Below are 24,575 nucleotides of genomic sequence, written 5' to 3'. Positions count from 1 at the left end.
TTGGTTCGAAAGGAGAGCCTGACGGGCTCGTTTCGGATGGACCCCATGGCAGGGCTGGCTAAGCAACCTCAACAGCCAGTCCGACACAAGCCGGAGTCACGATAGGCGTCCTCACCCAACGGCCCACCTCCCCTTTTTGGGGCCCAATCAAACCGACACCTCGCCTGCAGGTTACGAGACGTATTTTTGTGAAAAATTCGCTAATTTTGCCGGCTAGGAGTGCCGGCAATTCGAGCCTGTGGCGTCTCAAGGACGCTTTAAACAAACATAACTACATCGAAATTGCTTCGGCAATCCGAGCGGTAAAATCGGAGGGTTAGTGTCTTGATCACAACGGCAGCTTTGAAGGAATACACGCTCAAAGACCTGGCCCAGATGGCTAAAAAGCGTGGGATCACGGGTTGGCATTCGATGCGCAAGCAAGATTTAATCCGTGCGATTGTACGTGATGCCAAAAGCGTGGCGACGAGAGAGAAAAACGGCTCCAAAGGCAACGGCAAGGCGACGCGGAAACGAACGGTAACCGCATCGGGACGCGGCAAGACCGTCGCGAGCACACGAGGTAAAGCAGCAACCAGCGCGGGCCGCAAACCGACAGCCGCCCAAACGAAGGTTGCCCGCCGCATCCAGAAGCAGAACCGGCAACAAGACAAGCTAAAAGATATTTCCGGCGCGCCGCCCAAACTTGCTCCGAGACGGATCAAGCCGAAGCCCGAATTGGCAGAAGCGGGCAAAGACCGCGTTGTCTTGATGGTCCGCGACCCGTTCTGGCTACACGCTCACTGGGAACTTTCCAGTCGCTGTATTCAACGGGCTCAAGCCGCGATGGCCGAATATTGGCACACGGCGAAACCAGTGCTTCGTTTGATTGAAATCTCCAACGATGTAGTATCGAGTCCGACCGAGGTGCATGTTCGCGACATCCAGATTCATGGTGGAGTCAACAACTGGTACATCGACGTTAACAATCCACCCAAAGGCTACCGGATTGAAATTGGCTACTTGGCATCGAATGAACGATTTCATGCCGTCGCCCGCAGCAACTCCGTCACGACGCCCCGTCCTGGGAGTTGCGATGCGATGGACGAAAATTGGAGCGATGTCGCTGAGAATTGCGAACGCATTTTTGCTTTGAGTGGCGGTTACTCATCGGACATGGCCTCCGAGGAGTTGCAGGAAGTCCTGGAAGAGCGTTTACGACGTCCCGTGGGCTCACCCATGGTGACGCGATACGGCGTTGGTGCGGCGGGCTTGGAGCCCAATGCGTTCGACTTTGATGTGGAAGCTGAAATGATCATCTATGGTTCCACCAAATCCGACGCTCATGTGACACTTGGGGGTGAACCCATCAAACTTCGTCCCGACGGAACATTTACGATTCGAATGAGCATGCCGGACCGGCGACAAGTACTCCCTGTAACCAGCAGCAGCAGTGATGGCACCACCCAGCAAACGATTGTGCTGGCGGTTGAGCGAAACACCAAGGTGATGGAACCGGTACTGCGTGACTCGGGTCAGTAGAGACGATCAAGCCATGCTTCTCGACGCGTTTAGCGTTCGAGCGACTGGCCCAGAAATTGAGATTGAAAACCTACCAGGCCGCGGGATTTTCCTGCGGCCTGGCTCTGTTTCAGGCTACCGAAAAAAGTCATCCGCATCGTTCTTGTGGTGACGATCGTTTGTTGTTACGATCCGACCCGCTTCACGGAAGCATTGGCGTTTATTCTGCCATGTTCGTGTTGACGATGTCATTTACTGGGGAGCCGATAAACAGCCCGAATGGGGACTTAACCATTGTCGTTCTGGCCATTCGTCAAGCCGCTTCGCGCGGATCGCGAATCCCAGAGCTACCGTCCCCCCCTTGTTTGGCAAACGGGCTCTCACAAAACGCATCGCCACGGCATTGCGGTGGAGGAGACGCTTTTTTATTGCGCGTCGCGGATCAGGTATCGCCTTAAGATATTTCCACGCGTTCAAGCGGAACAAGCACATTCATGCTTCCTGATTGAAAACCCTGAAGATCGATCGTTACGAACCGAAATCCCAAACGTTGAAACTCGACCACCAACTCGGTATGGAGAGGTGACTCGCATAGACGCGATAACTGACCAGCAGGCACTTCGATGCGAGCCAGATCACCGCGATGATAGCGCACTCGCAGTTCGGAAAAACCTTTGCCGCGAAGCCATCGTTCGGCATCATCGATCATTCGTAATCGTTCGCTAGTAACTTCCTCGCCATAAGCAATTCGACTGGACAGACAAGGCATCGCGGGCTTGTTCCAGACCGGTAGCTGCCATTCAGCGGCCAGCTCGCGGACGTCCGTCTTGGTCAGTCCGACGTCCATCAACGGACTTCGCACCTGATGCTCGCGTGCTGCTCGCATACCAGGACGGTGGTCCACCTTATCATCGAGATTCGCACCGTTCGCGATCACCTTGACCCCAAGCCGATCGGCCATTCCTTCCAGTTGAAAATACAGTTCGGTCTTGCAGTGATAACAGCGGTCAAAATCATTGGCTTGATAACTTGGATTTGCCATTTCTTGGGTCTTGATTACCAAATGCCGAATGCCAATCAAGTCAGCCAAACGCTTGGCCTCATCGAGCTCTCCTTGGGCTAAACTCGGACTTTGAGCTGTTGCCGCAACCGCCTGATCGCCCAATGCCAGACAAGCCGCCTTGGCCACCACCGTACTATCGACACCGGCAGAAAAAGCCACGGCACAACTACCATAGGATCGCAGTTGCTTCAGTAAACGATCGCGTTTGTCATCGAGATTCGTCATGCTGAGATTATACGCCAGAGATTGCCGGGAGACGATGCTAGAACCAACAGAACCGTCAATCAACATCGTGCCTCGCATGCCATCCACCGGAGATAAGCCGAGTAACGAACGGTTTCCGCAAAACGGTTCCTCCCAAACGGGGCCCGCGAATCGCCCCAGCACACGTTTTCGAGTCAGTCTGTTGCGAGCCAATTCTTTCTCAGCCCAACAATTGCGTTTGAGATAGCTTAGCAACTCCAAATACTCCTTCAGCCACAACAGCCAAACACCCAAATAAATCAAAACTAGAATTGACATCACGACAACAAAAAATATCCCCCCAAACGCCACCGAGAGGAGTGCGACGACAACCAGCCCGAGATTGATTGCAATCGGGAAAAAGACTGAAAAAATGGTTCGATTTCGTATCTGCTGAATTGAAGATGCTACACCTAAATTTTTTGCCCCTACCAGCCCCAGATATTCGACAAACAGCATGTAACTACCAAGCCCGAGCAAACCTGCCAGATTCTGCACAACCAGGGAGGCGAGTACTCCAAGCCTAGGATCCTCGATCGGCTCCAAGTGGAAAACTACGGCAACGATCTGCGCGACCAGCGCAAGAACCACCAGCCTTCTACTGACCGGAACTGGAGCGAACGCACAGATAAGCATCCCGATCGGTGACGACAGCAACAGAATACCCTGAGCCCAAACAGTAATCGCGAGCAACGATGGCAGATTGAATAGTACTCCTGCAAAGAGGAGAAGCAGATTCGTGAAGGAGAGTATCAAATGGTAGTAAACTACTGAAATACCGACACCAAGCGCCACCTGCCCGGTACGTCTCAGCTTTTTACTCGTCAGTTTTGCCGCAGCGTTCGCCACGTTCCGTCGGCGACACTGAGGGCAAATTTGTTTCTGCTCTTGTAGTTCATGCTGGCAAAACTCACATCGAATCCGTTGCACACAGCGTGCACTGGCATCCGCTTCGGCTTCATTCAGTAATCATTCGATGGCGCAGGCATCTTCGGAGTTGCGTGACTATTGCCAGGAATCGCAAGCTTCGTCGAACAGCCCGGGCATTCAATGGTTTTTCCCATCGCCTTCCGGGGAGCCTGCAATTTTTTCTTGCATTTGGGACAACGAAATTGAATTCGTTCCCTGGTTGCAACGTGGGCAACTCGATCAGCGTCTTGGGAATTCGAGAATGCAGCTGAATTTAACGGTTGTCCACAATCAGGACATTTTCTTTCACGACAGAGGTCTGCTTCGGCCTTCAAGACATACTTTTCCCCACACGCGCATAAAAGTGGCGTAAAAGACATTCCCTACCCTCCCATTGATCTCGTCACGACTCGGCCAACGCCTTTCAACCATCCATGAAAGGGGGCCCACGCCTCTGTGATCGTGACTACTCACCCAAAACGTTCGCCTGTGACACCACCTTCACTTTTCAGGTTAGGTTTTTTCCTGAAAAGCCTTCTGTTGATTCTGCTTGAGACACTACAGCAGTGCATCTAACGACAATCGTAAATTTTGAGGAAAGAAATATTCATGCGACCGTTTCTTTCAACGGTCCTCAACAGCACGCAGATACCACATCACAAATTGGGAAGAGCAAACTGCCATTGAACGACTTACGGTGATCAGATGAGTTGCTATCTAACGAATAAGCAATCCGCTAGCAGCAACGCTCATTCAGTTCAGTTGGGGTTGTACTAGCAGGGTGAAGGCGATAAAGATCTCCACCCGGTGTAGCCGTCGAACATGAACTTCTGCTGAATAAGGGAATTTCAGCGATATGGCGAACGTCAGTTCGTGATGCTTTGAACAGTAGAAAATGAACGAACGAAAACAAGTCCTACCGCATAACTCCAATTCACAGACTCATCTTGTGCATGCGGCGATGCGATTGTTGCGAACAATTCGTCATCGCAAGATGAACGTGATTGTCTCACTGCTTGCCGCCTGTCTCCTGGGAGGTTTGTATTACGCGACTGCGTCAAGAAGGCATGCGGCCAGCATGTCTTTGATGTTGATGTACCAGGGAAACGAAGATGCATTACCTGGGACAGACAGCTATCGCCGTGGCATGCTGCCCACCTACGAGCGCTTACTTTACAGCAGTGTGGTACTAGATCGTGCAGCCGAACAGATCGCGTTACTTTCCCCGACGGACCAGGCTGACGTTTACGATTTACCGCGTGAGAAATGGGTCGAAACACTTCGAGCGAACCTCGCTGCGAATGCAATCCGATCAACCAACTTCATTGAAGTCCGGTATTTGTCACGTGACAACCAAGCTGCAGTAAGCGTCCTGAACGCGATCGTGCAATCTTATCTGGACTTTATTGATGACAATCAACGAGATGTGGCAACCGAGATTGTAACGATCCTGGATAAAGGTCGATCAGATGTCGCAAAACAGTTAGCGGCAAAAGAGCAACTGTTACTGAGAGCCAAACGCGAGATTGGTGACCTTGGTTTTCGTGATGGTTCAACGATCACTCATCCGCTCGTCCATAACGTAGTGAAGATAAATGAAGCCTTATTAGAAGTCAAAAAAGACCGAATGCGGTTGGAAGCTTCAGTGATCGCCATTCAAGAAGCGATTGACCAGGGCCGAGATCTACGACAGTTCATGCTATCCATGGAAGACGCAGGAGGTCGCGACTTAGTTTTAAGTATGTTGGGCTTGAGCGCGAAAGATGAGGAAGTCGTCAAGAATTTGCAGCGAGAATTGAACAAAGACCGCGCCCGCTTAATGGCAATACGCGACTTCTACGGCAGCGCGCACCCGGACCTGGTGGAACTTCAAACCATCGTTGGACAAAACGAGGAATATTTGGCGCGGTACAGTGCTGATAAAGCGAGAAAGTTGGACGCGATGCAAAATCGCAATTTAGGTGCGATGTTGCTTTCAAGTGCCAAAGGCAAACTTTCGACCGCAATCGCCCACGAGAAGAACTTGGAATCTGAATTCTCAATTGCGCAACATCAGGCTGTCGAAGTTAATGGCCGTGTGGCCCGCGTCGCAATCATTGAACACGATTTAAAAATGCTACGAGAGTTACACGATACGCTGCGAAATCGAATAGCCAATTTAGACATCCGTCAGGATCAAGCCGAAGTTCGCGTAGCAGTGGTGAGTGAACCCAAGGCAAAAGACAGTCCTGTTTCTCCTCGCTTACTCACCGTCTGCTCCACCGTCTTGATCGGTGGTCTTGGATTCGGCATCGGCTTGGCTTATGTACTCGACGTTTTGGATGATCGCTTCCGGTCAGCCGATGAACTTCGAGACCAACTTGATGTCTCCATTCTGGCAATTGTCAGACAGTTACCGATGTCCGACGCGACAGGACTAGAATCGTTACAGGTGCACACTGCACCGAACGCGGTCGAGAGCGAATCGTTCCGCACCCTACGGTCGACGCTCGCATTCTCGGACCAGGGCGGTGAGTGCGTCGCAATCAGTAGTTCGGAACCAGGTGATGGAAAAACCACCGTCCTCTCCAACTTGGGTGTCGCTTCCGCACAGGCGGGTAAACGGACATTGTTGATCGACGGTGACATGCGCCGTCCGGGACTCACACGACTGTTTAGTTTCCGTGGCAAGGGAGGACTGTCGGATGTACTGCGATTGAGCGAAGACGTTAACGATCTCAGTCAGCGGCATATTCAACAAACATCACTCGACGGGCTTCATATCTTACCCGCGGGTACTTTACCAGCCGATCCAAGCGGCCTACTAGGAACCTCCCGGTTTTCGGAATTCGTATCCTGGGCCTGTGATCATTACGACCAAGTGCTTATTGATACACCGCCCATTCTGGCCGCCAGCGACGCCTCGATTGTGACACGTTTGACGAACGGGCTTGTGCTTGTCGTTCATCCGTCTAAGAACCATCGTCGACTCGTACACAGGGCCGTCGACGAAATCCGTTCCGCCAACTTGAACATCCTTGGTGTGGTGATTAATCGGATCTCGAGTGCAACCGATACTGACTACGGATACACCTATGGGTACGGCCAGGGCTATGGGCATGGATATCACGATAATTTAACGGAGACGAAAGACGCCTCCGAACCGCACGCCCCAACCGTACGGACTTGGACCGAAAACAACCGAGCTGCGTGAAGAAGATCCCTTGGAATCCGCAAGGATCAATCTCATGAACACAGTACGAACTCGGGTGCTTGCTTCCGTTTCTCAATGGCGACTCAGACGGCGACTGCCGGCTAAATCTCGATCCACGCGCCTTGCACCCCAACGCCACCTTCATCAACTCTTCCAGGCAGCGTTCCTGCGTCTTAACGATGCGGGTCTGTTGGCGGCACTCTTTATCGCCCCGTTATTCATGGGCGGCCGACATCCACTGGGAAAGCTCGTGCTGACCACAATCGTTTGGATAACCGCTGTCAGTTGGTTCGCCGCCAAAAGTTTTGATAAGACGGCCAAGTGGTCCTGGTCCGGCGCCGAACTTATCTTCCTTTTGGCGATAGTTTTAATTGTGCTCCAGTTGTTTCCTCTGCCACCCAACGCGCTTCAGGTGATGTCCCCCACACAAACCGAATTATTACCCATGTGGAACGCCAGCGCAGCAAGCCTGGGAACGTGGCAAACGGTCTCCCTCTCTCCCGAGCGAACACGACGCGGCCTCTGCCTTCTCGTTGCCTACAGTGTTCTCTTCATGGTCACCTATCAGCGTCTCCGTTCACTGACCGATATCGAACGTCTGCTGAAATGGATTGCGTTAGCCGCCATCTCAATGGCTGTTCTAGGACTTCTGCAGTACTTGCTGGGAAATGGAAAGTTCCTGTGGATCTATGAACATCCATCAAGAAACACTCTTCACACCGTCAAAGGCCCGTTTGCAAACCAAAACCACTACGCGCACTTCCTCGCAATTGGGATGGCACCTCTGATCGGTTGGCTGACGGCGGCCGCTCAACGTGAAAAGTCTCAGAAGTTTCATTTTCAGACAGCGGTGGAACAAAAGCGATTTTCACCGCACACGCCAATGTTCTTGAGTTTGGGGCTGGTCACCGTCGCCTTTGCGGGTCTGCAGTGTTTTTCGCGCGGAGGAATATTGATTATCCTCTTGGTGGCCTGCACTTGCCTGGTCATGCTAACAACCACGCGGCAGATCAACCGGAAAACATTGTTCTACGGTATCGGACTGCTCTCTACCATCAGTGTCGCGATCTTGATTCATGGTCGCCAACGTCTTCTTGCCCGACTAGGCACCATCACAGCCGGTTCGCTCGATCAGATCGACCCTTCCGGCGCTCGCCGTCGCATTTGGACTGCCGTTGCTGATGCGGTTCCTGACTTCGCTTGGTGGGGTTCGGGGGTTGGGAGCCACCAAAATATTTACCCCGTCTACATGACCGAATGGACCGAATTCGGTTACACGCACGCTGAAAATGGTTACCTGCAAGTTCTGCTGGAAGCCGGCATACCAGGCTTCTTGCTCGTCGCCGCACTGATCCTGTTAACCGGCTATTGGTTGGTCAGCTCTTTACGACGGTCGACATCTCAACAGATAACCACGCTCAGCGGCGTCCTTTTGGCAATTTGGATCGCGAGCATTGTTCACTCGTTTGTCGATTTTGTTTGGTACATCCCAGCATGCATGTCTTGTACGGTACTATGCATGGCTGCGGCCGGTCGTTTGTTCCAACTTAGCCAACCGGCTGCAAATGATACGTCCGATATTTCGCTTTGCCGTTTCCATTCGTTCGCTTGCGTCATCGCCATTGTTTTTGTGGCATGTCTCAGTCTACCGACGCTTCAACGACCTGCCTTCGCAGCAACGGCATGGGAAAGTTATCTTAAAATATCACTGACGACCGACCGCGACGTTGAAACACAAGCACAAATCAATCGTCGGGAAATGGACTCGTTCGGCCATCACGATCAGGAGTCGCTGACCCGGATGGAGCGTTATTTAATAGCAACCCTTCGGCATGACCCCAATGACGCTCGCGCCCACCTTCGTCTGTCGACCAACTACCTGCGACGTTTTGATCGTTGCCAACGGCTCAGCGAAAATCCCATGAGTCTTTGGAGTATTCGTGAGGCTGCCATCAATTCTAATTTTCCCTCGCTTGCAGCACAGCACGAATGGCTAACTGTTGCAACGGGCAAGCACCTTACTTATTTGAGTTTGGCGAGGAATCACGCCTTGCAAGCAATCCGACTTTCGCCCCTGCAGGGCAAAGCCTATCTGCATTTGTGCGACTTGGCTTTTCTTTCAGGACACAACCCAATGCGAAACGCATTAATCAGCCAGGCACTTGCAGTTCGACCACACGACGGCGATGTGCTTTACATGGCTGGATATGACGCCATTCAAGCGGGTGACATGCAAGGGGGCGCAAAGTTTCTCCAACAGGCATTTTGTCGAGGTCCCGCCATTCAGGCCGTGATCATCGAATCGTTAGCACTCCAGGTCCATCCGGAAGCATTTATTACCGTTTTTCAACCGGACCACGATGGTCTGGAAAGGCTGTTTAATTATTACCGTTTCGCGGACCTGTTGGACGAAGCACGAATTGCCGGCAAGCATTATTCCGAGCAACTCGGCATGCTTGCCGGTCAGTATTCCGGTCCGGAAGCTGCTCGCCTCTGGTATCGTTGCCAGGAAGTACACAGTTATCTACAACAGATCCCCCAAGCCATTGATGCTACACGAAAAGCGTTAGAGGCCGACCCTGGTGACTATCAATTGAACTTTCTTTTGGGTTCCCGACTCCAACAGGCGGGCGATTACCAGCAGGCACGTCAGCAGTTTCGTTGGTGCGCACGAAGAAAACCCAACGACCCTACGGTCAAGATACGATTGGCGCAAATCGACAATCAAATGCGCTAGCCTCATCTTGGAGCACGGCAACGGAACAGCCGATTCACGATTCAATTGAGAATCAGCGTTCTTTCTCGACCACCCATGTTGTTCCCAGGCAACAACAGCGCTAATTCGAGGTGGTTTTTCGGCGACACAGCGGCCAAATGACACTCTGGCGATGCATTGCCGCAACATCTTAGTCCTGCCCAAAAAAGCACGTTTGATCGTAACCTAGGGTACTGTGTGGCACTCGCCACGTCGTCGCGTTTGTGATCTATCGACGCGATCGAATCGAACGTATGCCAACCACGACTAACACCCTGATTTTCCATCGCACGTGAGTCCGTTCATGGGTCACTTTGATTCCCGACTCCACATCTATCGCAGCTTACAAGTTGAACCATGCGAGCCTCGCTTGGTGTTGGCGCACCCAACTACAGAGATGCCGGCGATCCAGACAAGCGTTAGCGACGAGACATCCATTTTAGCTGGTCATCAGGTTGCAGGAGTTGCCTACGCCCACGCGCTCGGACTAAGCGGCCACGGACAGACCGTCGCTATCATCGACAGTGGAATTGCTTACGATCACCAGGCACTTGGAGGCGGATTTGGTACGGGCCATCGTGTCGTGGGCGGTTGGGATTTCACCGATGAGAATGACGCCGACCCTTTCGACGATGCGCCAGCCGGTCTGCACGGCACTCACATCGCAGGCATCCTGGCAAGCGCTGACACAGATCATCCTGGGGTTGCTCCGGAAGTCGACTTAGTCGCCTTGCGGGTCTTCAATGACCAAGGGGAAGGCAGCTTCGAGTGGATTGAGAATGCGCTCCGCTGGGTGATTGACAACCGGCAAAATTTCGAGCACCCGATCACAACCGTCAACCTCTCATTGGGAACGAAATGGCAGGGAGAAGAAGTCCCCCAATGGGCCGTCCTAGAGAACGAATTCAGTGAACTGCACGAACAAGGCATTTTCGTGGCAGTTGCTGCGGGAAATGGATTTCGCACACGCCCTGTTGTCGGCTTAAGCTATCCAGCCACCAGCCCTCATGTCGTTGCGGTTGCCAGCCATGACTCCAAGGGTGAATTGAGTAATTTCAGCCGCAGAAGTGATCGTGTCCTCGTTGCGCCCGGCGAGAACATCACAAGCACGGCCCCTGATTACCTCTATGATTTCAACGGAATCACAGACGATTTTTTCACCGCATCTGGCACGAGCATGGCGACCCCTTTCGTCTCGGGCGCCAGCATTCTGATTCGTGAGGCTTTGGAACGAACGGGAGCCACCGACGTCTCGGTGGAAACCATTCACCAAATCCTGCAAGGCACAGCTCAACAAACATTCGACGAACGTACCGATCGGTTCTACAGTCATGTTGACCTCCAAGCGGCCTTGGAGTCAATCGCTCCGATCGACGATTATGGCTCGGCAGCGAACACGGCCCATGCACTTGGCCAGATTGGCAGCAGCCATTCGGTAACAGGGAACATCGAAATTCCGACTGACGTCGACTACTTTTCTTTTTCACCGGCCCAATCAGGCACGATTCGTCTCCAAATCGACCAGGCTTCTCAGCTTGCACCTCGTTGGTATACGGACAGCCTTTCCGCCGAAAATGGAAAGGTCATCGACATCGAGGTACGAGCTCATCAACGGTACACCATCGGAATCGGCAGTGATTCCGGCGTGGGAGAATATTCGTTCACCGCCTCCTTGCAGCCACCGACAATTGAGTTGGGGGCCATCGGCTTCAGCGAGATCACCACGACCGGCGGTGCGATCTACGAATTCACCACGGAGCGAGCCGGGATTTTGGCCATTTCGGTCAGCGCGGACACGAGCCCACCAAACAGATTGAATCTATTTCAAGATATGGATCAAGTAACATCCAACCAACCCTTTGCATCAGTCCAACATCGACTCGATCTGGACGTCGACGCCGGCGACAGCTTTTATTTTGAGTCAACAAGCCCGACTCGAATCACCCTAGCAAACATCGTCTCAATCGAAGGCAACGAGCTGAATATTTTTGGAACGAGCCAAGACGACAACTTTTTTGCCACGCTGGGACCTCAAGCTTCGTTTTCGGTAAATGGGCTGACGTTTGACCTTTCCAAACACGAACAATCCAGCGTCCAGTTCCATGGGGAGCAGGGCAATGACGTTTTGCGGATTTATCTAAGCGACCAAAATGAGTCAGTGACAGTGACACCGAGCACCCTGCAAGTCAGAGGAAGCAATCTCAGAATACAGAGCGTCGACTTTGAAAAACAATACATCTATGCTGGCGATGGAAACGATACAGCCTACCTTTATGACTCAATTGCGGACGATCAATTCACAGGCCTGCCCCACTATAGCGTCCTCAGCGGCCCCACTTTCTTCAACTACGTCGAGGGATTTTCCTCAGTACAAGCCTACTCGATAAAAGGGGGACTCGATCGGGCGAGACTATTTGATTCAAGCGACGACGATACCTTCACAGGTCAAACATCCTATAGCCTGCTGGCGGGGCAAAACTTCCGTAACTATGTCGAGGGCTTCCGAAAGGTTCGTGCCTATTCGCACCAAGGCGGTCATGATACGGCAGTTCTTTACGATTCGCACGCGGACGATACCTACCATGGTCTTCCCAACTACAGTCTCCTCACCACACCCAAGGAGAGTCGTTACGTCGAAGCGTTTGAAAGCGTGAAGGTTCATGCGATTTTTGGCGGCATGGATCACGCAAGACTTTACGACTCGCCCTTTGACGACACGCTATTCGCACTCCCCGAATACAGCCTGATCGAGGGACATAATTTCCGCAACTACGCACGCGGGTTCGACCAAGTCCGAGCTTATTCGCAATCCGGTGGTCACGACATCGCACGACTCTACGATTCAGCAGCCAACGATGAATTCACAGCTCTCCCCCGCTATGGAGTGATGAAGGGCGTCGATTTCGACAATTACGCCGAAGGCTTTGCTTTGGTCCGTGCCTACAGCAACCAAGGTGGTATCGACGTTGCCCGTTTCCTCGACTCCGATGGAAACGACACTTTCCACGGACTCCCCAGATATGCGGTTTTCACAGGAAATGGCTTCGACAACTATGCGGAGGGTTTCAATCGAGTCCGAGCTTACAGTCATCAAGGTGGCCTGGACGAAGCTCGCTTATACGGATCAACCGGAGATGATCAATTCGACGGTCTACCCGAGTACTCCGTGATCAAGGGTCCTGAATTCGACAACTATGTCGAAGGCTTTGAGCTGGTTTTTGCAGACAGTAACCAGGGTGGATTTGACGAAGCTCGCTTGTACGATTCGGTGAACGACGACGTCTTCATCGGTTCCGCTAACTCCGGCATCCTCACTGGGTCTTCCTATCGCAACGCCGCAATCGGATTTAATTTACTACAAGTCCATTCTGATCATGGTGGACGAGACCGAGCGTTTCTGTCAGGGCAGAAAACCGATCGCGTATTTGCCGACACCCAGTCGGAAAAGGGGTTTCTTGCCATCGCTTACCGGTCGCGATCGGCCAACTTCGATTTTCAATTAGCGTCGGAATCGAGCGATCTCCATCGCAGTTTGGCCAGACTCATCGCTCGAGATGATTTCTATCGCAGCGCGAGTGCCGAAATAGACTCGCAAGATATTTCGACCGCCAATCTATTACAACTGGTGAGAAGCGACGACCAAATCATTTCTGCCATTGGATTCGATGTGGTCGACTGGCTGCTTGAGGATGACCAGGACTGGACTCCCTAACGCCACGATTTACCGTGTCGTTATCTGGTAATTCCATCTCTCGAATCACAAACGACACGGCCAAGAAAATCACCGCCAAGCGAATCGATGACACCACCACTAACGTCAAGGCCGCTCCTGTCAAACCGTATCGTGGAATCAACATCACCCCCAAACCCACTGTCGTGACTAGAGTGATCAAACTAATAACAAATTGGGTCCGAAACCGTTTGGCGGCCATCAAAACCGAACCGATTGACCCCATGCAGTTGAGAGCGAAAGAAACCATCATCCAGACCAGCGGTTGATCATACTGTGCGAACTCTTCGGTGTACAAAAGTTGGAGTATTTGGCGACCAATCAGCAATCCAGCCAAGACACCTAACACTCCAAAAACCGCATTGACAATCAGTACTCGCCACAGCAGACGCCGACACCCAGCACCATCAGCATTGACGAAACAATGACCAAAGCGGGGCAGGGCGGCTTGGGACAAGGACAGCATCGACTGCTGCAGCACCAACCCCGGACAGGCGAGCGCGGCGAACACCCCCACAGCGCCGATCTCCCAATAATGTCCCAAGTAATAGCGCGGAATACTCGCGGTCAGAGCCACCACGCCCGTCACCAACCCCAAAGGTAAAGTGACCCAGGCTAGATGTGTCATCGTCGCGAAATCCCAGCGTGGCAAAAGACTTCCCGATACTCCAACGCCGTGTCCCACTTCAAGAGCTCGGGACACGGGTAAATCATAGAGCCAAAGAGTCAACATCGGTGCAACGGCCATTGCACAACATGCGACCAAAAGACTACCCGTTAGATAGCTTACAGCAGCAAAAGACGCAATCTGCAAGAAACCACTCACGAGTTGGCTCTTAGCGATGAAGTCCATTCGTTCCCGGCGTTGCATCTGGCCATAAAAGACATCGCTTATCGCAACGAACAGTTTCAACACGGTCAGTGCGAGTACGATCGATGCCAGTGATTCAGTTTTGCCCGAGAAGATAATTGCCAAAACAATCAAAGCGGCGATCGCATTGGTAGCCAGTCGTAGCGAAATGCAAATCTGAACATCGCATTCCTGATCCGACTGACTGGCTAGCATCGAACGCAATTGCAAACTCAAAAATGCTAACAACGGGTTAATAATCGCCAATGCCAAGGCATATTGCCCCACCGCATCCTTCGAAATATTTTGGGCAATCAAACATAGAATGAGTACCTGGGTTCCTCCCGCCGAGAGATTCCCCAGCGCGGTCCAGATAAAGTTTTTCCTCAGCCCAAGACGCCGCGAGCCCAGATCTCGCGACAGAGTCGGCAAGAACCCGTAAGTCGCGTTCGTAAGGGTCGTAAAAGGATTGTTTTTCGTGTGAACCATTCAATCTTTTCGAAGTCGACGTTTTGCCATTTAGCTCAGTGTCAATCAATCGTTCGATCAGCCACCGCCTGTTAATGGTCTGCCACCCAGATCTTCAGCGGCTCCATCGCGAGAAAGGCTCATCGGACAATCAGCTTCGATGCACCGAACGGGTCTGCATCGAGATCATCAGTTTCATCTGTCTTTGCCGAAAAGTGCTGCGTTTGAAGTTTAAAGAGAGGCAAATCGTAGAAACCAGAGCATCCGAGATCAATGTCAAATCATCGGCAACGGGCTTTGTCACCTGTTTGATCCTAGGACGAATATTGACCCCACTTGAGCCTTCTGATAGAAGCCACCACAAAGTGCGAATCGACGGGACAGAATCCGATCGCAAATCCCCCCGGCCCATTTTGAGGTCCATATCAGCAGCTATGATTGCTAGCCTAACCAACGCCGAAACCCTACTCGAGCCATTCAGCCCTCAAGTCCCGACCGCAGAGGTCGTTGAAGCACTTAATCGCTGGTACCACAAATCGGAAGTGCTGACGTATGATCGCGAGCACGCAGAGATCAAATGTCAACTCCCTCCGATCTGGAAGCAGATGATCGCGCGCCTCCGCGAGCAATCACCGGGCGTTGCCTGGCGGATTCTCGACTTTGGCTGTGGTACCGGATTCGAAGCGGAGCAACTCTTGAACCATCTCAAGCCGGATGGAATTGTCGAGCTGTGGTGTTATGACCTGTCACCCGAAATGCTCGATTGTTGTCGCAGTCGGATTTTACCACGTTACCCCGCGGCTCATTTCATTACATCTCTTGATGAGCTGCCCGCAGGTGAGGGTCATTTCAATATTCTGACCACAAACTCGGTGTTACATCACCTGCCTTCGCCCCAGCAAACGTTAATGAGACTCCAAAGCAAGTTAAGCAGCAACGCCTTTTGGTTGGCTGGCCACGAACCTTCGAGTCGCTTTTACAAGAACGAGAGCTGCAGCTCATCCTACGATCGGTTTGTCAGCCAACACCGCCGGCGACGTTGGTTGTCCCCTTCAGCATACTTTGGCTTTTTGAGCCGAAAGGCAGGGATACGTCGCACACCGTCGCAAGCAGCAGCCACTGCTGCTTGCGCCACTGGCATGCTGAAACGCGAACCCTCCCCGAAGGTGGTTTCACGAATCGTCGACCTCCACGTCGCCCATTCCCGTGCGGAAGCAATGGCAGGTCGTGGTTTTGATCTCGAGCAAATGGAACGTCAGTTAGCGAATAACTGGCGACTCCATTGGAGTCAGTCGTACAGTTTCATGGGAGCCTTTTACGAACGCAACCTACCCGAGCGTTGGCGAAAAGAAGCCGAGCGATTAGCGAATCAATTCCCGCGCGACGGTGCTAATTTCTGTTCCGTTTGGCAACGCGCAAGCAGTCCGGACTCGTAATTCTCCAATTCAATCACCTTGGCAGATTACCCGTTGGTTCTCATCCTGCGGGTGCCTGATTTCGATGCAAGCGAACGCCCCAATCCGAGTGTTACATGTTATCGGAGGAACCGGCTGCGGCGGTTCGGAATCGTGGCTGGTCAATTTACTGAAGCAATGTGATCGCCTTCAGCTGCCAATGGACTTCCTGGTCCATAGTCACGAGCCGGGACATTACGACGAGGTGCTTAAAGATTGTGGCGCGAATCTGTTGCGATGTGTCTCTCCGCGTTCACCCTGGCGATACGCCAAAACATTCCGTAGTTTATTACGGCAACATGGTCCTTATCAGGTCGTCCACAGCCACGTTTCGTTTTTCAGTGGTTTGACCTTAAAACTGGCGCACCATGCAGGCGTTCCGATGCGTGTGGCCCACAGCCACCACGTGACGACTCACCATCCAGGAAAACGTCGGCCCGTACTTCGCGGCGTGTATGAATCCAGCATGCAGCAGTGGATTGCACGCCATGCAACGCATCGGATTGCGGCCAGCCGCGCGGCCCAAATCACGCTCAATAGCAGCCCCAACCAGGGAGTCCCCTGGCAAACCATTCACTGCGGGATTGATCTCACTCCTTTCCAGCAATCAGTTGATCGCCAAGCCGTGCGACGAGAATTAAGAATCCCGGATTCGGCTTTTGTGGTGGGGCACACGGGGAGGTTCGTCCAAGTAAAGAACCACAGTCATCTATTGGACACAATGGAAAAACTCATTCGGCGCGATCCAACTTACGTGCTGGTTTTAATCGGAGACGGTGAGCTTCGTCCGCAAATAGAAGCGAAGGTTTCACAATTAGCGATCAAACAGCAAGTACGATTTGTTGGAGTTCGATCGGACGTTGCAAGATTGCTCGGCAGTGTCGATACGTTTGTCTTTCCATCCCACCATGAGGGACTGGGGCTTGCTCTCGTGGAAGCGCAGGCAGCTGGACTTCCTTGTATTGCTTCGTCATCAGTTCCGGAAGAGGCTACGGTGGTGCCAAAACTCATCACACGGCTCCCATTGGCGGCAGGTCCTGCCGCCTGGGCTGAAGCAATTGCTGAAATTCGCAAGCGACCGATGACGGTCCCTCGGCAAGCGGCCTACCAACAAGTGGCTGCAAGCAATTTCAATATTGCGACTAATTTCGCACAACTCAAAGAGTTCTACGAGAGAGGGCGTCTTCATGAAGACACCCCAGAAACCGATTTCGCTCCCTCGATGGAACTGCTATCGACGTGATCTACTGTCTTTTAATACTCATGGCAACATCCCACTTGATTGCCGCCGCACCGGCATGGTCGGCGTTACGTCGTGGGATTCTCCCCGCACCTGCGATTGCGGGAACCATTTCATTTGTCCTGTACTACGACTTTGGGATCGCAGTCGAATTGCTCGGATTTGATTATGAAGTACCCTACTTCCGTTCGATCCTCGACGCGCCTCGAGAGACTCAATGGTTTGTAATTTCCATGTTGTCCGTCGCTCCATGGATTCTGCTAGCGGGTACCAAGTTAGCTGGGCCTGCAAAATCAACCCGTTTTTCCGATGCGTTGGAACGCCCTTGGTTGGAAGCACGACGCCGTCTCAGCTTTTACGTACTCGCCTGCATTACCACGGCAATGCCGGCTTGGTACGGTCTAACTTACCTGATCGATGGCGGAGAAATCTGGCTGATGCGGTCGCAGGTGGGAGCGAACCTCGGTCCGCTGGTGGTTTTACTCTCTCTGCCCATGTACATTCTGGCCTTTTACGCTGCCACCGAAGATGCTCGTACTCCCAAGGGGCGGATGTTCACTCTTTACCTCGCTTTTGCCGCCATTTGTGCCTCGATTATTTGCAGCCAACGAACACTCATTTTGTTTCCAACCATTTTGGCCGCCTTAAGCTTCTTTCGCCGCATCAGCATCTGGAAAGCGGTCGCACTCGCGACTGGTTGCATTGTTTTCGCAGCAGTCATCCTGCCGATTTTTCGGGGCAGCTACGCAGGACAGACGCTTCGTAATGACAACTTACTTGTGGAAATCATTCACAACGACTTCTCGCGTGCGGGCGTAATCGCAACAGTAAGTGAGGTTTCACCTCCCGTCGGTACGGACGTTCTACCACGAACACTGTCGGGATATCTCTACTCCACCCTTTATTTCGTACCTCGCCAATTAGCCCCATTCAAAGGTCGTTCGACCGCGATGTATTTCACGGGTTTCATCGTGAACGAATCACCGGAATGGCTCAACTGGGGATTCGGAGTAGGAATGCTGGAAGAACTTATCTTAAATATTGGCACGAGATATTGCCTGCTAGGCGTATTTGTCTATGGACTCGTCATTGGTTGGCTGTCCCGCACTGAGGTCACTCATCCCACTGTTTCCATGCCACTAAGAATCGGCCCCGTTTTCCTCTGCGCTTATCACTTACCCTCGTTGCTTTTAAACTTCGGACTTATGTGGCTTGTTTGCATCTATTTTTCCTGGCTGTTTATCGAAGCTCCAAACGAATCCACTGACACCGTTATCACCCATCCCGACACTTGCTTTGCGTGACCCCTATGACGCTGACCATCGGATTACCGTTTTATAACAACCAAGACACCCTGCCCGATGCAATTCGTTCCGTCTTTGCGCAAAGCTACACGAACTGGGAATTGATCCTCATTGACGATGGTTCGCGAGACTCGTCCCTCTCAATTGCTCAATCGGTGACCGATAATCGAGTGAGGGTGATTTCCGACCACACGAATCAAGGTCTCGCAAAACGTTTGAATCAAGTTGTCGACCTTGCAAACGGAAAATATATCGCCCGGATGGACGCTGATGATTTGATGCATCCGACACGTATCGCCAAACAGATTGCCATGCTGCAAAATAATCAGACAATTGATTTAGTTGATACCGGCATATTGAGCATCGATACGGATACACGAGCCACCGGTAAGCGTTGCTGCCAGGACCTGCAAATCACCAGTGCTGGACTGATTGCCGGACAAACCCCTGTTCATGCCTCGGTCGTAGCTCGTACCGAATGGTTTCAGAAACACCGCTACGACGCAACACTTCCGCGTGCCCAAGACTTTGAACTTTGGAATCGGGCTCACACCTACCACTCCTTGAAAATCAAACGCATCCCAGACCCGCTCTACTATGCACGCGAGGCAACCGGGGGCACCTATACAAGAACACGATTAACTCACATCACCAAACGAAAAATCTTGAGACAACATGGACCGGCGAGCGTTGGTTGGCGTCACACACAACAAGAAATCGCAAAAAGCCATCTGAAGCAAATCGCCTATTTCTGTGCGAGCCAGACTGGCATGGTTAATCACTTGGTAGCTACACGTAATCAGGCTCTCAATCATCAGGACCAACAGCGATTCGATGAATCCATCCGACGAATCCTTAACACCAAGATACCGGGACTCACGGCTACGGAAGTCGCAAGAAAAAGCGATTCGCCCATCTGATTAACAACTGCGCGTGCAATAAGAAACATGAACCTCAGGTGACCTCTTCACCAAAATCGAAAAACGAAGAAGTGGGGGACATTTCCAGATAAAACATTCCGACTGACACATTCTTCCAAACTGGTTACTACGAACGGACTCTTAACCGCCCTCGGCCTTGACACCAATCGCTTTCGCACCGAAACGCTAGCGTCACCCCCAACCGATTGCTGTTCACGAGGCAGAAGCTCCTAACCCAATAGATGTTCATGAATATTGATAATCCGATCGTCCACAGAGCAACCCAGCGTCGATAATTAGGGCAGTTCGTTTCCTGGGCTATTTCCAACAGTTGCCACGACAGCCGGAGTTTCGAGGACCGGCGCGGCCTGCGGCCAGTAAAAAACCGTCAATTTACGGATCAACGACCTACTGCCGCTCTGGTATTTTACATCCTCCTTTGCTACAAAATCGCCAATCGGCCAGAGCCTGCCGCTCTCTTTAGCCGTCGGGGAAGCCCGACCTTAATTGATCAGGCATCGTAAGCTCGGCAGCAGGACAAACCGTATTTTATTTACGTTGAAGAAAAGCGGTTCGAACTTGGACCGCTACCCTCGTTGAATCTTGCGACAGGACAACCGTCATCTTGGCCCATCCAGACTGGTATCTTGCCTTAACCGTAGGATTACTTCTCGGGGCCGCGTTACTCGCCGGACTCGCAGCGAGAAAGTTGCATCTGCCAAGTGTCACCGCCTATCTGCTTATCGGATTGGCACTCGGACCCCACACACCACTGCTCGCAATATTCGAGTGGCTTGCAGCCGTTTTCGGCTACACCGTTTCGCTGGCGGGCTATCACGTTCCGATCGAACATTTGCATTATCTCGAACCCGTCGGGAATTTTGCGATCGCGTTGGTGCTCTTCAATATGGGTTGCCACTTTTCCTTGTCACGGTCTCGAAGGATCATCAAACGCTTACTGCCAATGTCCATTGGAGAGCTGGGCGCCACCTTCCTGCTGGTATCGACGGGGATGCTACTACTCGGTCTCTTCGACCCAAACTCGTGGCTCAACTGGCAATTGGCGATACTCTTCGGTGCCTTGGCTCTTGCGACGGCTCCAGCAACCACCGTACTCGTTCTGAAGGAAAACCGAACCGAAGGACCACTCACCGAGTTTACGACGGGTCTTGTTGCCCTCAACAACCTCACTTCGATTATTGTTTTCGAATTACTTTTCGTGGTTGTCCATGCGACGCGAGGTGCTGATGTTTCCATTGCCACCGAATACCTCGAGTTAACCCGTGATCTCGCCATCGCAACGTCACTCGGCATGATTGCGGGTCTCATCGTCAGCTATTTCTGCGGCATCATTCCTTCGACGCGTTGGCTCGTCTTGTTAACTGCGATCATCGCGCCTCTGATGGCAGTATGTGAAATCTTGACAGTGCCATATCTATTAACATTTCTCACGATGGGAACGACCGTTGCTTCAACATCCGACATGGCAGACGAGATCAGCGAAGCCTTGGACCGACTCACGGGATTACTTTGCGTCGTCTTTTTCGTCATCCACGGTGCGGCGATGGATCTTGGCACCTTGTGGGCGGCAGGCGCAACGGGCGTGGCCTACATTGCCTTGCGTTGCGTTGGCAAATACTTCGGTACATTTTTCGCAGCGGACGCCCATCGAGATGGGCCTCAGGTAAAACGCTGGCTGGGAGCGGCCTTGCTTTCTCAGGCCGGTGCGGCCATCGCACTTTCAGGGATTGCTGTCGAGCGAGACCCTGAACTGGGAAATCACCTCCAAGACATCATCCTGGGCACGGTTGTCTTTTTCGAAATTGCCGGCCCAATCCTTGTCAGAATGGCCGTGCTGCGGGCGGGTGAAATCCCTGTTGCATCTGCGATTTTACACACCACAAGTTCGCCACTGGATCAGTTGCGCGGCATGGCCTTCCAGCTCATGCAATCGTTTGGGATCAATCCACTCCGCACCAGCTCTGCAAATCAGCTCGACGTCAGTCGCGTGACCCGACGCAACGTGAAACCTGTACTCGCGAGTGCGCCGTTTGATGAAGTCCTAGATCATATCGAACACAGCCACGACAATACCTATCCTGTCGTCACTGATAAAAATGAACTGATCGGTATTATTCGTTATCCCGATATCCGCGACATCCTGTTTGATCCCTATATGAAAACCCTGGTCACCGCGGAAGATTTGGCAGTCAACGCGAAAAAGGTTCTCAGGCAGAAACAGACTCTCGGTGAGGCCTGGCATTTGCTCAGTGAGGGTCGAGACGACTGTGTTCCAGTCACAACAAACCAAAGTCCGCATCTCTACATTGGAGTCGTAAGGCGGAGGGACCTGCTTCGCCTGCTGAATCGCGAACAGTAATCTTTTGGCGTAACGAACTTGCCAGACCCCCATCAGGTGTTCGCCGGCCGAATTGCAAGAATCCCGAGGAGCACCGGCTAACAATTCGACGATTATTGACTAAAATTTAGTAGAGACTCTTATCTGTCACCCCATAATCGCTTACTTCACGATGACACAACTCTCGCCCTTAGCCGACCTCGAGGCCAGACTCACCCCGCTTCGTTCCCGACTGCTGGAACACGAAATTTACACCCAGATTGGGTCCGTACGCCAGCTTCAAGCCTTCATGGAACATCATGTCTTCGCAGTCTGGGATTTCATGTCTTTGCTGAAGGCACTCCAAACAAAAATCTGTTGCAACACCGTACCCTGGTTGCCGCCCAAAAACCGACTTGCTTGCCGGCTTGTCAATGAGATTGTGCTGGCCGAGGAAAGCGACATTGACTCAGCGGGAAACTTCGCAAGCCACTTCGATCAGTACTGCCAAGCGATGCAACACGCCGGTGCTGATACCTCGTGCATTGGGCATTTCATCTCTCGACTACAAAACGGTGTTTCGGTAAAGCAAGCCCTCTTTGATCCGCTGGTTCCTGGGCCGGCGAGGGAGTTTGTGTTGTCCTCTTTCACTATCATCGACAGCGACGACTCGATCGCTCTTGCTGGCGCGTTCACTTACGGCCGCGAAGAACTGCTTCCGAGATTATTTCAACGAATTGTTGACGAATTGAGTCGGGATCAAGAGGACTCTTTAACTGCCTTCCGATATTACCTTCATCGGCACGTCGAGTTAGATGGCGACAACCACGGTCCAATGGCGAAGCAAATGCTCTCGTCACTTTGCGGACACGACGAAAAAAAGTGGCAGCGAGTCGAGCAAGCAGCTCTAAGCTCCTTGGAGGCCAGAATTGCTCTCTGGGATGGCTTCAGCGTCACCTTGAAGTCAAAAAGTCCCAGCTCGGAAAGCCCCGGACCACTTCCGAAAATCTAGCCACGCGTCGGCGCAATGGGTTATCATCTAGGCATGTGAGCAAATCCGAGCTGAAGGGTTAACTTTGCCCCATACGGAGCCGCAATTTCCTGGTGGCTCTTCAGAAGAATTTGAGCTTGTCGCGAATTTCATTTTGCCCCGTCGAGCAGGTTAGTTTCATGACGTTTCCCCAAAACCATCGTCGTCAGTTTCTGAAGAGTTCATTGGGCTGGGCAGGCGCGGCCATCCTGGCAAGTCGTGGAAGCCGCGCCCACGGCTTTGTAAGTGCTAACGACCGACCTCGCATCGGCGCGATTGGGACGGGCAGTCGCTGGTACCAAAAGGCGACAGGTATTGATGGGCCTCATGGATCGGCACCGAGTGTTCGGACCTATGGCGACTACGTATCTGTCTGCGACGCCGATCAACTTCGTTGCGATCGGGCCAGTCAAATCGTCAAGGACTGGACGGGGGTCAAATCGAAGACATTTGCGGATTACCGTGCCATCATTGATGACGACAAGATTGACGTGATTCATATCTCGACACCAGATCACTGGCACGCAAAGATCGCGATCGAGGCAATGTTGGCTGGCAAAGATGTGTATTGCGAAAAACCGATGACGCTCACGATTCAGGAAGGTCGGCAGATGAGCGATGTTTGCCGGCAAACGAGCAGGGTCGTACAAGTCGGCACCCAGCAGCGCAGCGAACGGAACTTTATTAAAGCGATCGCGTTGATTCGGGATGGTCGCATTGGAGCGGTAAAACGAGCGACATGTAGCATCGGCGGCGCGCCAACAAGTCCCGCGATTCCAGCAGTCGCCGCTCCCAACAATCTCGACTGGAACCTGTGGCTTGGGCCGGCTCCTAAAGTGCCTTTCCGATATTTGGCCGGCAACAATGGAGAAACGCAAAGTTGGTCTCGTGCCCACTACGAGTTTCGTTGGTGGTACGAGTATTCTGGCGGCAAACTCACCGACTGGGGTGCCCACCATGTCGACATTGCTACCTGGGGCCTCGACAAGACAGAAACCGGCCCCTCTTTGATCGCTCCCAAAATGATCAAACATCCGGTTGAGTTCAAGGACGGGTATCCCACCGATGACAGTCAATACAACACGGCAACGGCCTTTTTGATCAACGCCACGTTTGCGGATGGAAAGGAAATTGAAATCCGTCATGATCAAGGCAATGGAATTCTATTTGAAGGGACCCAAGGCCGGATGTTCGTCAATCGCGGGCGACTGAGCGGCAAAGCCGTTGACGAACTTACTTCGAACCCACTCCCGGACGGAGCGCTTGAGGCCGTTTATAAGAACCGCTCTTTAGTCGACCATTTCCGCAACTTCTTCGAGGCCACCGTAAGTCGACAAGATCCGATTTCCGACGTCGACAGTCACCACCGTGCTCTCTCTACCTGCCACCTTGCGGGCATTGCTGCTCGTCTAAACCGGGATATCCGCTGGAATCCCAAGTCGGAACAAGTGATCGGAGATGACCAAGCCCAGAGCTTCGTGGCAAGAGAGAATCGCCAAGGATTCGAAATCGAAGCCTGAGGTAGCGTCAGACGAGGCCAAAAGGGGAAATGAACGGCGGTCAATTGGATCGATGGCG

The 24,575-nt window shown here is 52.4% G+C and carries 13 protein-coding genes; 11 read left to right on the top strand and 2 right to left on the bottom strand.

The features are described from left to right. Window positions 1-324 precede the first annotated feature (324 nt). Complete coding sequence (locus P8N76_00800) at window positions 325-1,521, top strand: DUF4912 domain-containing protein (GenBank protein ID MDG2380188.1); 1,197 nt, start codon at window positions 325-327, stop codon at window positions 1,519-1,521. A 433-nt stretch (window positions 1,522-1,954) separates the two neighbouring features. Here P8N76_00800 and larE read toward each other — a convergent pair whose 3' ends face one another. After that, complete coding sequence (gene larE / locus P8N76_00795) at window positions 1,955-3,655, bottom strand: ATP-dependent sacrificial sulfur transferase LarE (protein MDG2380187.1); 1,701 nt, start codon at window positions 3,653-3,655, stop codon at window positions 1,955-1,957. 955 nt (window positions 3,656-4,610) lie between these two features. Here larE and P8N76_00790 point away from each other — a divergent pair. The 3 genes from P8N76_00790 to P8N76_00780 all read left to right on the top strand — a co-directional run bounded on the left by P8N76_00790 (window position 4,611) and on the right by P8N76_00780 (window position 13,375). Further along, entirely contained in the window at window positions 4,611-6,908 is a 2,298-nt protein-coding gene (locus tag P8N76_00790; protein MDG2380186.1) for a polysaccharide biosynthesis tyrosine autokinase, read from the top strand. 34 nt (window positions 6,909-6,942) lie between these two features. Continuing rightward, complete coding sequence (locus P8N76_00785; GenBank protein ID MDG2380185.1) at window positions 6,943-9,645, top strand: O-antigen ligase family protein; 2,703 nt, start codon at window positions 6,943-6,945, stop codon at window positions 9,643-9,645. Between the two features lie 322 nt (window positions 9,646-9,967). Further along, entirely contained in the window at window positions 9,968-13,375 is a 3,408-nt protein-coding gene (locus P8N76_00780) for a S8 family serine peptidase (GenBank protein ID MDG2380184.1), read from the top strand. Here the strand turns inward: P8N76_00780 and P8N76_00775 are convergent. Then, on the bottom strand, window positions 13,308-14,732 hold the full coding sequence (locus P8N76_00775) for an oligosaccharide flippase family protein (protein MDG2380183.1): 1,425 nt from the start codon (window positions 14,730-14,732) through the stop codon (window positions 13,308-13,310). The two genes, P8N76_00780 and P8N76_00775, sit on opposite strands and share 68 nt — an antisense overlap. Window positions 14,733-15,145: 413 nt before the next feature. Here P8N76_00775 and P8N76_00770 point away from each other — a divergent pair, with 413 nt between their 5' ends. From P8N76_00770 to P8N76_00740, 7 genes are all read left to right on the top strand, one after another. Continuing rightward, window positions 15,146-16,147, top strand: coding sequence for a class I SAM-dependent methyltransferase (locus P8N76_00770; protein ID MDG2380182.1), 1,002 nt, complete (start codon window positions 15,146-15,148; stop codon window positions 16,145-16,147). 64 nt (window positions 16,148-16,211) lie between these two features. Beyond that, a complete protein-coding gene (locus tag P8N76_00765; GenBank protein MDG2380181.1) occupies window positions 16,212-17,408 on the top strand; it encodes a glycosyltransferase in 1,197 nt (398 codons plus the stop codon). Beyond that, window positions 17,405-18,709, top strand: coding sequence for a hypothetical protein (locus tag P8N76_00760; protein MDG2380180.1), 1,305 nt, complete (start codon window positions 17,405-17,407; stop codon window positions 18,707-18,709). The genes P8N76_00765 and P8N76_00760 overlap by 4 nt, the downstream gene beginning before the upstream one ends. Window positions 18,710-18,714: 5 nt before the next feature. After that, window positions 18,715-19,629, top strand: coding sequence for a glycosyltransferase family A protein (locus P8N76_00755; protein ID MDG2380179.1), 915 nt, complete (start codon window positions 18,715-18,717; stop codon window positions 19,627-19,629). Between the two features lie 625 nt (window positions 19,630-20,254). Further along, window positions 20,255-22,009 carry a cation:proton antiporter gene (locus P8N76_00750; GenBank protein ID MDG2380178.1) on the top strand — a complete coding sequence of 585 codons (1,755 nt, stop codon included), beginning with the start codon at window positions 20,255-20,257 and terminating at the stop codon, window positions 22,007-22,009. A gap of 151 nt (window positions 22,010-22,160) precedes the next feature. Then, entirely contained in the window at window positions 22,161-22,979 is an 819-nt protein-coding gene (locus P8N76_00745) for a DUF3050 domain-containing protein (GenBank protein ID MDG2380177.1), read from the top strand. A gap of 158 nt (window positions 22,980-23,137) precedes the next feature. Then, the gene (locus tag P8N76_00740) at window positions 23,138-24,517 is read left to right on the top strand and encodes a Gfo/Idh/MocA family oxidoreductase (GenBank protein ID MDG2380176.1); all 1,380 of its coding nucleotides are present in this window, start codon (window positions 23,138-23,140) and stop codon (window positions 24,515-24,517) included. Window positions 24,518-24,575: the final 58 nt, after the last annotated feature.

Source organism: Pirellulaceae bacterium, from assembly GCA_029243025.1.
In the GTDB taxonomy this organism is placed as follows: domain Bacteria; phylum Planctomycetota; class Planctomycetia; order Pirellulales; family Pirellulaceae.
This window is presented reverse-complemented; position numbering and strand designations above follow the sequence as displayed.